General features: G+C 61.4%; 12 protein-coding genes. 4 read left to right on the top strand and 8 right to left on the bottom strand.

Annotated elements, in window-relative coordinates:
- Window positions 1–68: 68 nt before the first annotated feature.
- Complete coding sequence (locus tag NKK51_RS00720; protein WP_352550637.1) at window positions 69–410, bottom strand: DUF2147 domain-containing protein; 342 nt, start codon at window positions 408–410, stop codon at window positions 69–71.
- Between the two features lie 449 nt (window positions 411–859).
- Here NKK51_RS00720 and NKK51_RS00715 point away from each other — a divergent pair, with 449 nt between their 5' ends.
- The gene (locus NKK51_RS00715; RefSeq protein ID WP_352550635.1) at window positions 860–1126 is read left to right on the top strand and encodes an SEL1-like repeat protein; all 267 of its coding nucleotides are present in this window, start codon (window positions 860–862) and stop codon (window positions 1124–1126) included.
- A gap of 390 nt (window positions 1127–1516) precedes the next feature.
- On the top strand, window positions 1517–2638 hold the full coding sequence (locus NKK51_RS00710; RefSeq protein ID WP_352550633.1) for an ABC transporter substrate-binding protein: 1122 nt from the start codon (window positions 1517–1519) through the stop codon (window positions 2636–2638).
- A 90-nt stretch (window positions 2639–2728) separates the two neighbouring features.
- Here NKK51_RS00710 and NKK51_RS00705 read toward each other — a convergent pair whose 3' ends face one another.
- The 6 genes from NKK51_RS00705 to NKK51_RS00680 all read right to left on the bottom strand — a co-directional run bounded on the left by NKK51_RS00705 (window position 2729) and on the right by NKK51_RS00680 (window position 9401).
- Complete coding sequence (locus NKK51_RS00705) at window positions 2729–4711, bottom strand: acetyl/propionyl/methylcrotonyl-CoA carboxylase subunit alpha (RefSeq protein ID WP_352550631.1); 1983 nt, start codon at window positions 4709–4711, stop codon at window positions 2729–2731.
- A 280-nt stretch (window positions 4712–4991) separates the two neighbouring features.
- On the bottom strand, window positions 4992–5360 hold the full coding sequence (locus NKK51_RS00700) for a hypothetical protein (RefSeq protein WP_352550968.1): 369 nt from the start codon (window positions 5358–5360) through the stop codon (window positions 4992–4994).
- 195 nt (window positions 5361–5555) lie between these two features.
- Complete coding sequence (locus tag NKK51_RS00695) at window positions 5556–7163, bottom strand: carboxyl transferase domain-containing protein (protein WP_352550629.1); 1608 nt, start codon at window positions 7161–7163, stop codon at window positions 5556–5558.
- A 1-nt stretch (window position 7164) separates the two neighbouring features.
- On the bottom strand, window positions 7165–8328 hold the full coding sequence (locus NKK51_RS00690) for an isovaleryl-CoA dehydrogenase (protein WP_023812844.1): 1164 nt from the start codon (window positions 8326–8328) through the stop codon (window positions 7165–7167).
- Window positions 8329–8394: 66 nt separating this feature from the next.
- Window positions 8395–9045, bottom strand: coding sequence for a TetR/AcrR family transcriptional regulator (locus NKK51_RS00685; RefSeq protein ID WP_023812845.1), 651 nt, complete (start codon window positions 9043–9045; stop codon window positions 8395–8397).
- A gap of 71 nt (window positions 9046–9116) precedes the next feature.
- Complete coding sequence (locus NKK51_RS00680) at window positions 9117–9401, bottom strand: acylphosphatase (protein ID WP_352550628.1); 285 nt, start codon at window positions 9399–9401, stop codon at window positions 9117–9119.
- A gap of 164 nt (window positions 9402–9565) precedes the next feature.
- Here NKK51_RS00680 and NKK51_RS00675 point away from each other — a divergent pair, with 164 nt between their 5' ends.
- Entirely contained in the window at window positions 9566–10558 is a 993-nt protein-coding gene (locus NKK51_RS00675) for a bifunctional helix-turn-helix transcriptional regulator/GNAT family N-acetyltransferase (RefSeq protein ID WP_023812847.1), read from the top strand.
- Between the two features lie 36 nt (window positions 10559–10594).
- Here the strand turns inward: NKK51_RS00675 and NKK51_RS00670 are convergent, their stop codons facing one another.
- Window positions 10595–11707 (bottom strand): pyridoxal phosphate-dependent aminotransferase, encoded by a 1113-nt coding sequence (locus NKK51_RS00670; RefSeq protein ID WP_023812848.1) that lies wholly within the window; start codon window positions 11705–11707, stop codon window positions 10595–10597.
- 127 nt (window positions 11708–11834) lie between these two features.
- On the opposite strand from NKK51_RS00670, the gene NKK51_RS00665 reads away from it, so the two are divergent.
- A complete protein-coding gene (locus tag NKK51_RS00665) occupies window positions 11835–13514 on the top strand; it encodes a tetratricopeptide repeat-containing sulfotransferase family protein (RefSeq protein WP_128303024.1) in 1680 nt (559 codons plus the stop codon).
- The last annotated feature ends 159 nt before the right edge of the window (window positions 13515–13673 follow it).

The raw sequence follows: 13673 nt of genomic DNA, 5'->3' as shown, positions 1-13673 counted from the left end.
GCATGTGTCGACAAAACGAAAACGGGGCCCGTCGACGCCCCGTCATCATGTCGTAAGGGTGCGGTCGATCAGAGCTTATGCCAGGTCTGGCTCTTGCAGATCAGTCCGCCCAGCACGCAGCCGCTCATCTTGAGAGAGCTGCCCGACAATGTCGCCTTGCCCGAATAGGTCCTGTCGTTTGCCGGATCGGTGATGTTGCCGGCATATTTGTTGTCGCCCGTCGCCTTGAGCGAGCCGATGGTCTTGCCGGCATATTTCCCGGACCTGAGGGTGATGGAAAACGAGCCGCCGCCGGCGATGGCCGCGGTTTCGCCGGCCTGCGTCTTCCAATTGCCTTCGATCGGATCGGCCCATGCCGCACCCGCCACGATCAATGTGGCCGCAAGGGCCAGGCTCAGTTTTCGAAACATGTCTTCCTCCCTGTGGATGTCCGGCCGGATGCTCCGCCTCGCCGGTCTGCCGCTTACGCAAACGTAAGCTAATCCAGCTCCCGGCAAAACAAAAGCGGTGCCGTAGCGGAAGACTTTGGGATTTTGAAGCCGCCTGAAAGCGCCTCCTCGACGACGAAATGAAACGTTCGGCGCATCGCCTTTGTCTGCCGTGGTTAGCGAAGTCTTGCCTCCGCGTGAGAAAACTCTCGTCAAATTTGACGCAAGCAGGCTGAATTGCTGGGTTTGTATCCTTAACGATTTTCGGCGTTTACCTCTTGTTTTAGCTTTGTTTTCCTCAAATTAAGCACGCCATTTAACGACGGATTCAAGCCTGCACGGCATTCTCGAAAGCATCGGAAGAGCAGCCGGCAAGACGAAAGAAGGCAGCTCTCGGGAGCCTGACAGGGGCCGGAAAACAGGGGATTGAAATGGCACGTTTTGAAATGCTTGAAGCAGGTTTCGGCGCCATGGGAGCAACTGCCCAGGCCGACATCCTTTTCGAACTGGGCATGATGTATGCGACCGGCCGCGATTGCGAGACCGATGTCGTTGCCGCCCACAAATGGTTCAACATCGCCGCAATCAAGGGCTCGGCCCGCGCTGCCGAACTGCGCTCGGAAATGTCGGCCGCCATGTCGAAGGTCGAGATCGCCACGGCGCTGCGCGAAGCCCGCGAATGGATGACCATGCACTGAAATCTGCCGATCGCAGACAGGCTATCGACGACAGGGAAGCTCCGGGATCAAGACCGCACAGACGGCCAGACCCGGCGGAACGAAGGCCGCGCAAGACGGTCACGGTGTCAAGAAAGAGAACGCGGCAGGCCGCAAGGCCCAGTCGTGCGCGACACAGGGAAGCTGAGCGGGATTTTTAGGCGGGGGGCGCCTGGAGATTGCTCGACGGGCAAAAAAGCCACGACCAGCCGGAACAAGGCTGGCGTGGCTTTTTGCGTGGATGACGTCTCGCAGGCCCAATCGAGCGGCGCCAATGCGCCTAGACAGGCCGAATGAAGGATGAAATTGTCCGGCCTCTCTGGAAGAAGCGGGGCCGGGGCGGCCGCGCGTGAGTGGAGGAGTTCTACCATCATGAAAAAATTGAGTATTTTGAACGCGGCCATATTCGGCCTGATGATGAGCACGCTGGTTGCATTCGCCGATGACATCACCTTTGCGGTGATCGGCCCGATGACCGGACAGCTCGCCACCATCGGCGATCAGTTCAAGCAGGGCGCACAGGCCGCTGCCGACGCGATCAACGCCGCTGGCGGCGTCAACGGGTCGATGATCAAGCTCGATATCGAAGACGACCAGTGCGATCCCAAGCAGGCCGTGTCGGTTGCCAACCGCGTCGTCGCCGATGGCGTCAAGTTCATCGACGGCCATGCCTGCTCCGGTTCGAGCATTCCGGCCTCGGCCGTCTATGCCGAAGCCGGCGCGCTGATGATGAGCCCGGCTTCTTCCAACCCGGTGCTGACCGACGCGGCCGCCAAGGCCGGCTGGCCGACGATCATGCGCCTTTACACGCGTGACGATGCGCAGGGCGCCTTCATCGGCCCATGGATCGCCAAGAAGTTTGCCGGCAAGAATGTCGTCGTCCTGCACGACAAGAGCGCCTACGGACAGGGCGTGGCTGACGCCGTCAGGGCAACGATGAATGCCGGCGGCCTCAAGGAGGTCTACTATGACGGCATCAACGCTGGCGAGAAGGACTATTCGGCTCTCGTCACCAAGCTCAAGGACTTGAAAGCCGACGTCGTCTATTTCGGCGGCTACCATCCTGAAGCTGGCCTGATCCTGCGTCAGTCGGCGGAACAGAACCTGAAGTTCCAGCTGATCATGCCGGACTCCATCGCCTCGCCGGAATTCTGGCAGGTCGCCGGCCCGGCCGGCGAGGGCACCATGTTCGTCTTCCCGTCGGATCCGCAGGCAAAGCCGGAAGCCAAGGCTGCCGTCGAGAAGATCAAGGCCGGCGGTTTCGTGCCGGAGGGCTTCACGCTGTTCTCTTACGCCACCATCCAGGCATTCGCCGAAGGCATCAAGCGTGCCGGCAGCGACGACCCGGCCAAGGTTGCCGAAGCGTTGAAGAACGGCACGCCGATCAGCACCGTTGTCGGTGATGTCACCTTCGACGAGAAGGGCGACCTCAAGAATGCCAGCTACGACATCAACCAGTGGCATGACGGCAAATACGCGCCGATTGCGCAGTAATCGCCGCCCTGGCGACTGGATAGCATAGAGAAATGGCCGGGTTCGTCCCGGCCATTTTCTTGTTTGCCCTGTCGTTGGCCTTCCGAACCGTCAGCTCACTGCTGTGGTCGCGGCGTTGTGCTCCTCGACGAACCGCACCAGCACAGTCCCGTCGGTCACCTGCGCGCCCTCGGTGGCGATCTCGGCGATCACGCCGTCATGCGGCGCGGAGATGGTGTGCTCCATCTTCATCGCCTCCAGGATCAGCAGCGGCTGGCCCTTGATCACGGCATCGCCCTTTCCCACGCGCACCAGCTTGACCAGTCCCGGCATCGGCGCACGCAGGCTGCCGGTGCTTGCCGCCGCCTCATCGGCCCGTGCCAACGGGTCCGGCACGGCGAAGGTGTAGCCAACGGCGCCTTCGAACACGGTGATGTGGCCTGGCCAGCGGGCGAGGCGTGGCGCGGCGCGAAAATCATGCGAATTGGTATCGTCATAGGGCTTGTCCAGCGCGACCTGGAAGCGCCCATCCGGCCGCACCGAAACCTTCGCCGCGATATCGTCTTCACCGAACTTCAGCCATGTGCGTCGCGCCACGCTGTGGAAATGGGCATAACCGGCAAGCGCCGCCCACGGGTCGTCGGATAGCGGCGTTGCCCCGGCGCCGGAGGCCGCGACTGCGGCCGCGGCTATGGTTTCTCCGCTTGGCGGCGCGACCTCGGTCAGCGCCGTCTGGTACCTGGCGATCAGGCTGGTGTCGACGTCGCCTGCGGCGAAATCCGGATCGGCGGCGAGAGCGGCAAGAAAGGCGGTGTTGACGGTCGAGCCGGCGATCTCGGTCCGGGATAGCGCCGCGCCAAGCGCTTCCAGAGCCGCCTGGCGGTCCGTGGCGTGGACGACCAGCTTGGCGATCATCGGATCGTAGTACGGCGAGATGGCGTCACCCGCCCGCACGCCGGTCTCGATGCGCATCGTGGCGCCTTGCGGGGCCGCGTCTGGAAATCTCAGATGATGCAGCGTGCCCGTTGCCGGCAGAAAACCTTTTGCCGCGTCCTCGGCATAGATGCGCGCCTCGAAGGCATGGCCGGTAAGCGCGATCTCGCTTTGCGTCTTGGGCAGCTTTTCGCCGCTGGCGACCCGCAACTGCCACTCGACCAGATCGGTGCCGGTCACCATTTCGGTGACCGGATGTTCGACCTGCAGGCGGGTGTTCATCTCCATGAACCAGAAGCGGTCGGCTTTCAGGCCCTGCGAGGCATCGACGATGAACTCGATGGTGCCGGCGCCTGAATAATTGATCTCCTTGGCGGCCTTCACCGCCGCATCCGTCATCGCCTTGCGCAAAGCCTCGGTCATGCCGGGCGCGGGCGATTCCTCGATCACCTTCTGGTGGCGGCGCTGCGCCGAGCAGTCGCGCTCGTAGAGGTGCACGGCGTTGCCGAAATTGTCGCCGAACACCTGCACTTCGATATGGCGCGGCTTGTCGACATATTTTTCGACCAGCACACGGTCGTCGCCGAACGCAGCTTTCGCCTCGCGCCGCGCGCTGGACAACGCCTCGGAAAACTCATCGGGATGCTCGACCCGGCGCATACCCTTGCCGCCGCCGCCAGCGCGTGCCTTGATCAGCACGGGATAGCCGATCTCGCGTGCCTTGGAGGCAAGTAGCACGATCTCCTGCGCCTCGCCATGGTAGCCCGGAACGACCGGAACGCCGGCTTTTTCCATCAGACGCTTGGCCGCGTCCTTCAGCCCCATGGCACGGATCGAGGCCGCCGACGGGCCGATGAAAATGAGCCCCGCCGCCGTCACCTGGTCGACGAAATCGGGATTTTCCGACAGGAAGCCGTAGCCGGGATGAATGGCTTGTGCGCCGGTAGCCAAGGCCGCGGCGATGATCTTGTCACCGCGCAGATAGCTTTCGCCGACGGGCGAGGGGCCGATATGCACCGCCTCGTCGGCCATCTCGACATGCAGGGATCTCGCGTCGGCATCCGAATAGACGGCGACAGTGCGCACACCCAGTTCCCGAGCCGTGCGGATGACACGACAGGCGATCTCGCCGCGATTGGCAATCAGGATCTTGGCAAACATGGAGCCTCCGCATGTAAGGCTCGGAGTCCATGGGAAGCAGGGCGCTTGAACACCCCTCTCTGTCCTGCCGGCCCCCGCAAGGAGGGAGATTGGCAGCTTTGCCCTCGCTGCGAACTTTCAATGTTGGAATTTGGCGAAAGCGATAGCGACAGTCGATCTCCCCCCATGCGGGGGAGATGTCCGGCAGGACAGAGGGGGGTACTGTCCAGCGAGCCATTCCAGCCCTCGGCGTAGACCTCTCCCTTACCAAGGGAGTGCTCTACCTTGCGGTCGGTAGTATCTATTTCGATGACGAAATTGCGCAGCCGCCACTCGCGGTCTTGAGCTTCCACCGTGTCAAGCCGGCCTGGCAATTGCGCAGCGCCGTCTCTTCCGCCGCCTTCTGGGACGGCGCGTTGAGCTTCGTCCCGCAGACAATGTAGAGGTCGACGACACGCGAATAAAAGGTTGTGGCGTAGGCCGAATGGCCGCTCGCCGCGACGGAGCCCTTGTAGGCAACGTTGCATTCGCCCGAACCCAAGGTCGGCGGAAAACGCACGTCTCCCTTGCGTCCCGCGAGCGATTCCGCCGAGCCGATGCCGGTCGATGTTAATATTAGAAATACAGAAAGTATCGAAGCAGCCGTTCCCTGGCAATATTTCAGTTTCATTTCCAGCCCGTCCCCATTGCCCCATGCTGGATAAGCAGTATCGAATATTTTGCCTCGCCGCCAGTTCACTGTTTGAGATTCGAAGCCGCCTATGCTGATGAATCGGTTGGTCCATACAGTTCAGCCTTTTCGCACGGCAGCAACGGCCTGCTGGTATAGTTCCGCCGTTTGTCCGTCGAAGTTGACCGTCCATTCTCACATCCGAAACACGCCGAAGCGCGTGTCCTCGATTTCGGCGTTGAGCGCAGCGGACAGGCTGAGCGCCAGCACGTCGCGGGTCTTCGCAGGGTCGATGATGCCGTCGTCCCAGAGGCGTGCGGACGAATAGAGCGGATGGCCCTCATGCTCGTATTTCATCAGGATCGGCTTCTTGAATTTCGCCTCTTCCTCGGCGCTCCATTCCCCGCCCTTGCGCTCGATGCCTTCGCGCTTGACCATGGCAAGCACCGTTGCTGCTTGCTCGCCGCCCATCACCGAGATGCGGGCGTTCGGCCACATCCACAGGAAGCGCGGCGAATAGGCGCGGCCGCACATGCCGTAATTGCCGGCGCCGAACGAACCGCCGATGATGATCGTCACCTTTGGCACGCGGGCGGTGGCAACGGCCATCACCAGCTTGGCGCCGTCCTTGGCGATGCCGCCTGCTTCATATTTTCGACCGACCATGAAGCCGGTGATGTTTTGCAGGAAGACCAATGGGATCTTGCGCTGGCAGCACAGTTCGATGAAGTGCGCGCCCTTCACAGCACTTTCGGAAAACAGCACGCCGTTGTTGGCGATGATGCCGACCGGCATGCCATGGAGATGGGCAAAGCCGGTGATCAGCGTGGTGCCGTAATTCTGCTTGAACTCGTCGAATTCGGAACCGTCGACGATGCGCGCAATCACCTCGCGTGCGTCATAGGGCTGGCGCGGGTCGGTCGGCACGATGCCGTAGAGTTCATCCGCCGGATGAAGCGGCGGAATCGATCTCTGTAAGTTTAGGCTTACAGTCTTGTTCCGATTCAGGTTTTTGACGATGCGGCGGCAGATGGCGAGCGCATGGTCGTCGTCCAGCGCATAGTGGTCGGCAACACCGGAGAGCCTGGTGTGCACATCGGCGCCGCCGAGATCCTCGGCGCTGACATCCTCGCCGGTCGCTGCTTTCACCAGCGGCGGACCGCCGAGGAAGATGGTCGCCTGGTTGCCCACCATGATCGTCTCGTCGGACATCGCCGGCACATAGGCGCCGCCCGCCGTGCAGGAACCCATGACGCAGGCGATCTGCGGAATGCCGGCTGCCGACATGTTGGCCTGGTTGTAGAAGATGCGGCCGAAATGCTCCCGGTCGGGAAACACCTCGTCCTGATTGGGCAGGTTGGCACCGCCGCTATCGACGAGGTAGATGCAAGGCAAATTGTTCTGCAGCGCGATCTCCTGCGCCCGCAGATGCTTCTTCACCGTCAGCGGGTAATAGGTGCCGCCCTTCACCGTGGCGTCGTTGACGACGACCATCACCTCGGTGCCCTCGACGCGGCCGACGCCGGCGATCATGCCGGCCGACGAAATCTCCTCGCCATACATCGACCAAGCGGCGAACTGGCCGATCTCGAGGAAGGGTGAACCGACATCCAGCAATTGCGCGAGGCGCTCGCGCGGCAGGAGCTTGCCGCGCGAAACATGCCGCTCGCGCGCTTCCTCCGAGCCGCCGCGCTCGACGGTGGCCGCCTTCTCCGCAATGTCGGCGACCAGCGCCCGCATGCGCTCGGCATTGGCACGGAAGGTTTCGGAGGAGGGGGATATCTGGGTTTGCAGCGTAGCCATGCTATACCCCCTCCGCCATGATCTCGCGGCCGATCAGCCAGCGGCGGATTTCGCTGGTGCCGGCGCCGATCTCATAGAGCTTGGCATCGCGCAGCAGGCGGCCGGTCGGATAGTCGTTGATGTAGCCGTTGCCGCCAAGCAGCTGGATGGCGTCGAGCGCCATCAGCGTCGCCTTCTCGGCGGCAAACAGCACGCAGCCGGCGGCATCCTTGCGCGTCGTCTGGCCGCGGTCGCAGGCGGCGGCAACGGCATAGACATAGGCGCGCGCGGCGTTCATCACCGTGTACATGTCGGCCAGCTTGCCTTGCACCAGCTGGAACTCGCCGATCGCCTGGCCGAACTGCTTGCGCTCGTGCACATAGGGGATTGCCACGTCAAGGCACGCCGCCATCAGGCCGATCGGGCCGCCGGCAAGCACCGTGCGCTCATAGTCGAGGCCAGACATCAGCACCTCGACGCCGCGCCCTTCCTCATGCAGCACATTGTCGAAGGGCACCTCGACATCCCTGAACACCAGTTCGCCGGTGTTGGAGCCGCGCATGCCGAGCTTGTCGAGCTTTTGCGCCACGGAAAACCCGGCCATCGCCTTCTCGACGATGAAGGCGGTGATGCCGCGCGAGTTTTGCTCCGGATCGGTCTTGGCATAGACGACCAGGGTCTCGGCATCCGGCCCGTTGGTGATCCACATCTTGGTGCCGTTCAGCACATAGCGATCATTGCGCTTTTCGGCGCGCAGCTTGAGCGAGACGACGTCCGAGCCGGCGCCGGATTCCGACATCGCCAGCGCGCCGACCCGCTCGCCCGAGCACAGTGGCGGCAGGAATTTTTCCTTCTGCGCCGTCGTCGCCCAGCGGTTGATCTGGTTGACGCAGAGATTGGAGTGAGCGCCGTAGGAGAGGCCGACGGAGGCCGAAGCGCGCGAGATTTCCTCGACGGCGATCACATGCGCGAGATAGCCCATGCCGCTGCCGCCGAAATCGGGATCGGCCGTGATCCCAAGCAGGCCGAGCGCACCGAGTTCACCCCACAGATGCGCCGGAAATTCGTTCGAGCGATCGATGTCGGCGGCGACCGGAGCGATCCGGTCCTGGGCGAAGCGCCGCACCAAGTCGCGCAGCGCCTCGATCTCCTCGTCATGCCCGAAGCTGAGTGTGTTCGTGTACATGCTTGTCCTCCCTGCGCATGACCCCGAAAATCGCCTTTGATTTTCGGAAAGGGATCATGCGCGAAATCAAAATGCTGCAGCGTCCTTTGCGCGTCCGAAGGGACGCGCGGCGCTGTAGGCGTCGATCTTCGCGCCGACGAGCCGCATTGTCATTGAAAGATATGTCGCCGTTACTTCAGCGATCGACAGCCGTTCGCCCGGCCGAAACCAGACGATGACGCCGGTCATCATCTGGATCAGCGCCATGGCCGTCAGCCCGGTGTCGTCGATGCTGAAGGCGCCCGTCTCGTCGCCATCGCGCAGGATGGCGCGCAGTTCCTTCTCGTAAGCTGTGCGCATGCGCAGAATCTGCGTCAGCCGTTCGGGCGACAGGCTGCGCAATTCCATGTTCGACACATGCGTGGCGTGCCGTCGCTCGATGTGAAAGGCGATGTGATTGCGCACATAGGCCGAGAGCCGTTGCGCGGGATCTGCGCTGACGGGGCGGGCGGCTTCCCACGCATCGGTAAGACCTTCCATGTGCTCGCGCATCAGCGTGAACAGAAGCTCTTCCTTGGTTGGAAAGTAGCGGTAGAGCGCAGCTGCCTGGACGCCGACTTCGCTGGCCAACTGGCGCATCGACATCGCCTCGTAACCAAGGCGCGCGATGAGGTTGACCGCTGCCTCACGGATAGTCGCTTCGGTCTTTTCGCCATCGGACCCCGTGGTGCGTGCCATGTCAGCTCCTCTGCGGAGCAATAATAAAACGAACGTTCAATTAATTCAAGGCGCCCGATCCAAATTCACCTTCATGCAACGATCCTGAACCCAACAGAGGCGTTTTCTGCCACCAGCTCCTCGATGTCGACCTTGGAAACCGAAGCTCCGGCCGGCCCTTCCCAGAGGCGCTTGATCATTGTCGAGACCGCTTCATCAAGGCCTGCAATTTGCGTCGCTACGGACCCATCCGCTTCATTGCAAACCCAGCCCGCAAGACCAAGGCCTGCGGCCTCATCCCGGGCCCATGCTCTGAAGCCGACGCCTTGCACATTGCCGTAGATGCGCGCCTGCACTTTCCTGCGATGACCAGTCATGAATCTCTCCAAGCCTGTCTCGTTAAAATCTGGTGCATGGCTCAGGGAATGCAACATGAGAGTTGCGCGCACGACGCAATAGCTGGGCCCTCTGGCTTTAAATTTCATTGACTCAGTCCATTAATTTTGAAAAATGGAGCTGCCTTATTGGGAGTTGGCTGCGGATGTTGGACGAACGCAACGCATTGGTGGCCGATGTCAGGCGCTTCAATCGCTTCTACACGCGCACCGTCGGCCTTCTCGACGAGACGCTGACACAAAGTGCATTCACTTTGACCGAGGCGCGCGTGCTGTTCGAACTGGGTCACCGCAGCAACCCGGCTTCCGCCGAAATCGCGGGCGAGCGAGGTTTCCTGGCTGGGGCTTTTCGGCTGGAGAATGGCCCGGCGGCCTCCGAAATATCAAGACAGTTGCGTGTCGATGCCGCCTATCTGACGCGGATCCTGCGCAAGTTCGCGGGCCAGGGGCTGACCGAGGCCAGAACGGACCCGGCTGACCGGCGCCGAAGGGTCCTCTCGCTGACCTCACGAGGCGAGGCAGCGCTTGCCAGACTGCAAGCGGCGGCCGATCGGGACACGGCGCGGCTGATCGAAAGCGTCCCCGACGACAGGTTGCATGAACTGCGCAGCGCCTTGCGCAAGGCGGGGGAATTGCTGGGCGACCCCACCCGTGAAAGCAGCGAGGTGACGTTGCGGCCGCATCGCGTCGGCGATGTCGGCTGGGTCGTGCAGCGCCAGGCCCAACTCTATGCCGAGGAATATGGCTGGACGATCGAGTTCGAGGCCATGCTCGCCGAGATCGGCGCCGATTTCATTCGCAATTTCGTGCCCGGCCGCGATTTCTGCTGGATCGCCGAGCGCGGTGGTCAGCCGGTCGGCGCGGTGTTCCTTGTTCATCAGGACGACAAGGTGGCCAAGCTGAGAATGCTGCATGTCGAGGCGTCGGCGCGCGGCCTCGGCATCGGCAAACGACTGGTCGCGGAATGCGTGAACCGGGCTCGAGCTTGCGGCTACACCAAGCTGGTGCTGTGGACCAACGACATCCTCGTTGCGGCGCGTGCAATCTACGAACGTGCCGGCTTCACGCTGGTCTCGCAGGAGCACCACCACAGCTTCGGCAAGGATCTGACCGGCCAGACCTGGGAAATGGATTTGTAGGCAGCTTTTGCTGCTGGGCTGCTTGCAGACGCGATTCTAGTTCCCCCGCGCCGTTGCCAGCGCGCCAGGCAACTCCTCGGCAAGAATATCGAGTTCGTGATCGAGACCGACGCTGACGCGGATACAGCGGTCGAGCCGTGGCACCATCGGTTTGCGGATGAACACGTCGCGCGACAGCAGGCCTTGCAGAACTTTCAGCGCGAAGGCGCCATCGCCGCAGCAATCGATGGTGACGAAATTGGTCGCCGACGCCAGTGGCTTCAACCCGTTCGCTTCGGCAATGCCGGCGATGCGTCGGCGGCCGGCCGCGACCCGCGCCACCACGCTTCTGAGATAGTCCTGATCGGCGAGCGCCTCGACGCCGGCGATCTGCGCCATGCGGCTGACGCCATAATGGTTGCGGATCTTCTCGAAGTCGCGGATCACCTGAGCCTCGGCGATCGCATAGCCGCAACGTATGCCCGCCAGCCCGTAAGCCTTCGAGAAGGTGCGCATGCGGATGACGTTTGGCCTGGAGGTATCGATCGGCGGCAGCGCCGAGGCCGGTCCGAGTTCGCCATAGGCCTCGTCGAGCACCAGCATGGTGGTTTGCGGCAGCGCCTCGATGAAGCGGATGATCTCGCTCGCCTCCCACCAGCTGCCCATCGGATTGTCGGGGTTGGAGAGATAGACCAGCGGGGCCCTGTCCTTGCGCACCGCCGCCAGCAGGCCATCCAGGCTTTCTCTGTCGTTCTCGTAAGGGACTGTCACCAGCCGCCCGCCGACACCGGCAATGTGGAAGTTGAAAGTCGGATAAGCGCCGAGCGACGTGACCACAGCATCGCCGGGCGCGACATACATGCGTGCCACCAGGCTGAGCAGGCCATCTATGCCTTCGCCGACAACGACGTTCTCGGCCTTTACGCCGTGATGCGCGGCCACCGCCGCCTTCAGATCGTGATTGTCGGGATCGCAATACATCCACATGTCGCCGGCGATCTCGGCCATGCGGGCGATGACGCGCGGCGAGGGACCAAAACTGCTCTCATTGGCGCCAACGCGGGCGCGAAAAGCGCGGCCACTCTCGCGCTCCTGCGCTTCGGGGCCGACAAACGGCACCGTCGAGGGAAGCGCTGCGATGAGCGGCATGAGGGGAGGGCGCTGGTGCATGGTGGAAGCTCGCTTGCAAAACGGTCTTCTTGCTAGCGTGGAGGCATGTTCGGTGCAAGCCGACAATGCCGCACAAGATAACAATGCCGCACTGGATTTCGCCGATCCATTTTGTTAGCAGAATAGAATGAGCAACCGATTGCCGCCAGCTTGGGCTAAGCACCTTAATACCCAACCAGCGCCGAAGGGCGCACCGCCGAAGATTGGGCAACCGAATCCTAAGCCTGCAAAAGCAGCTCCGTCTCGCGCTCAGGCCAACGACATGATGTTGAGGCAGGCGCTCGAATTCCAGCAAGAGAATCGACTGCCTGATGCGGAAGAACTCTGTCATCGCGTCCTGGCGAGAACGCCCGAACATCCGCTGGCCCTTTATATACTGGGAACGCTGGGGATCGGGTACGATGACGAAAAGGTCCTACGGTATTTTGCTCGGGCGATCGCGCAGGAGCCTTTAAATCCCTACTATCACCTAAGCCTCGGTCAAGCCTATTTGAGGCTCAGCGAGTTTACACCGGCGATCAAACACATTCAGCACGCACTGACGTTGAAGCCGGATCTGGTGGAAGCGCTTTGCGCCTTGGGCGATGCATACAATTCGTTTGATAAGGGGGAAATGGCGCTGCCGCTCTTTGAGAAGGCGCTCAGGGTCGATCGAGATCATCCCATGGCCCGGTTGGGGCTGCCTCGTGCGCTGGCAAGCCTCGGCCGTATGGACGAAGCCGCGGTTCATCTCAAAGAGGCAATAGATCGGCGCATCGCGATACCTGCTGCCTACAACGCACTTGTACGCACGCACAAATTCACTGAAGAGCCACCAGAACTCGCTGCGATCCTGACGGAGCTTCAAGACCCCGACCACGGGTCCAAGGGAGCGACGGCGCTGCATCACGCGGCCGGAAAGTTGCTCAACGACCTCGGTCGCTACAAGGAGGCGATGAGACACTTCAGAAGAGGAAATCAAGCCGGCGGCAGCAGGTTCGATCTTCAATCCTATCGTCGTTGGATCGACGCCCTGATCGAAACATTTACACCGGATTTGGTGGCTTCAAGGGCTGCTTGTGGCAATGTCTCGGAGGTGCCCGTGTTCGTAGTCGGGATGCCTCGCTCGGGCACAACACTGACTGAGCAGATCTGCGCCAGCCACCCCTATGTTCATGGCGCTGGCGAGTTAACAAAGCTTAGACGCACATCGAATGGACTCGATCTTAGGTATGGATCCGGAATAAGCCCAGGTGAGGCGATCGCATCGATGACTCCACAGCTGTCCAGGGCGCTTGCTGCGGAACATCTTGCCTATCTGCGCGAGCGGGCCCCCGATGCGCTTCGAATTATCGACAAGATGCCTCACAATTTCGAGCTGGTCGGCCTGATTGGCATCCTTTTCCCCAACTCCCGCATCATTCATTGTCGCCGCGACGCCATTGATAACTGTATCTCTTGCTTTGTCCTTCAATTCAATGAAGCGCATAGCTACAGCGCCGATCTGGAGACACTGGGGCTTTACTACAGGGAGTATGATCGTCTGATGCGGCATTGGGACAAGATTTTCCCGGGCCGTATCTTCGAAAACCGGTACGAGACATTGATTGAAAATCAAGAAAAGCAGTCGCGCTGTCTCATAGATTATCTCGGACTACCTTGGAACGATATCTGCTTGCGCTTTTTTGACAGGGGCGGCTCCGTAAACACCTATAGCAATTGGCAGGTCCGCCAGCCGATCTATAAGTCTTCCGTCAAGCAGTGGAAGAATTACGAAAGCGAGATCCAGCCCTTGATCGATGCCCTGGGCGATCTGGCCCATATCTGATCTGAATCTGGAAATTCAAGCATCGTCAGTCGACACCGCGTCGCCTGCTCCGGCAATCTGGGCAGTCCAGCCATTGGGCAGGTCGACACCTGCAAGATCTGAAAAGGCGCGACAGACGAAAAACCCGGCGGTTGCCCGCCGGGTTAGATTTCAGTCAGA

It is taken from the genome of Mesorhizobium sp. M0011, from assembly GCF_040324155.1.
Lineage (GTDB): Bacteria > Pseudomonadota > Alphaproteobacteria > Rhizobiales > Rhizobiaceae > Mesorhizobium.
The sequence above is the reverse complement of the archived record's forward strand: the minus strand, read 5'-3'. Positions and strand labels throughout refer to the sequence as shown.

Bases quoted from the DNA above. Each gene is read 5' to 3' on its own strand.
- NKK51_RS00720 (WP_352550637.1), bottom strand. From the start codon at position 410: ATGTTTCGAAAACTGAGCCTGGCCCTTGCGGCCACATTGATCGTGGCG.
- NKK51_RS00715 (WP_352550635.1), top strand. From the start codon at position 860: ATGGCACGTTTTGAAATGCTTGAAGCAGGTTTCGGCGCCATGGGAGCA.
- NKK51_RS00710 (WP_352550633.1), top strand. From the start codon at position 1,517: ATGAAAAAATTGAGTATTTTGAACGCGGCCATATTCGGCCTGATGATG.
- NKK51_RS00705 (WP_352550631.1), bottom strand. From the start codon at position 4,711: ATGTTTGCCAAGATCCTGATTGCCAATCGCGGCGAGATCGCCTGTCGT.
- NKK51_RS00700 (WP_352550968.1), bottom strand. From the start codon at position 5,360: ATGAAACTGAAATATTGCCAGGGAACGGCTGCTTCGATACTTTCTGTA.
- NKK51_RS00695 (WP_352550629.1), bottom strand. From the start codon at position 7,163: ATGGCTACGCTGCAAACCCAGATATCCCCCTCCTCCGAAACCTTCCGT.
- NKK51_RS00690 (WP_023812844.1), bottom strand. From the start codon at position 8,328: ATGTACACGAACACACTCAGCTTCGGGCATGACGAGGAGATCGAGGCG.
- NKK51_RS00685 (WP_023812845.1), bottom strand. From the start codon at position 9,045: ATGGCACGCACCACGGGGTCCGATGGCGAAAAGACCGAAGCGACTATC.
- NKK51_RS00680 (WP_352550628.1), bottom strand. From the start codon at position 9,401: ATGACTGGTCATCGCAGGAAAGTGCAGGCGCGCATCTACGGCAATGTG.
- NKK51_RS00675 (WP_023812847.1), top strand. From the start codon at position 9,566: ATGTTGGACGAACGCAACGCATTGGTGGCCGATGTCAGGCGCTTCAAT.
- NKK51_RS00670 (WP_023812848.1), bottom strand. From the start codon at position 11,707: ATGCACCAGCGCCCTCCCCTCATGCCGCTCATCGCAGCGCTTCCCTCG.
- NKK51_RS00665 (WP_128303024.1), top strand. From the start codon at position 11,835: ATGAGCAACCGATTGCCGCCAGCTTGGGCTAAGCACCTTAATACCCAA.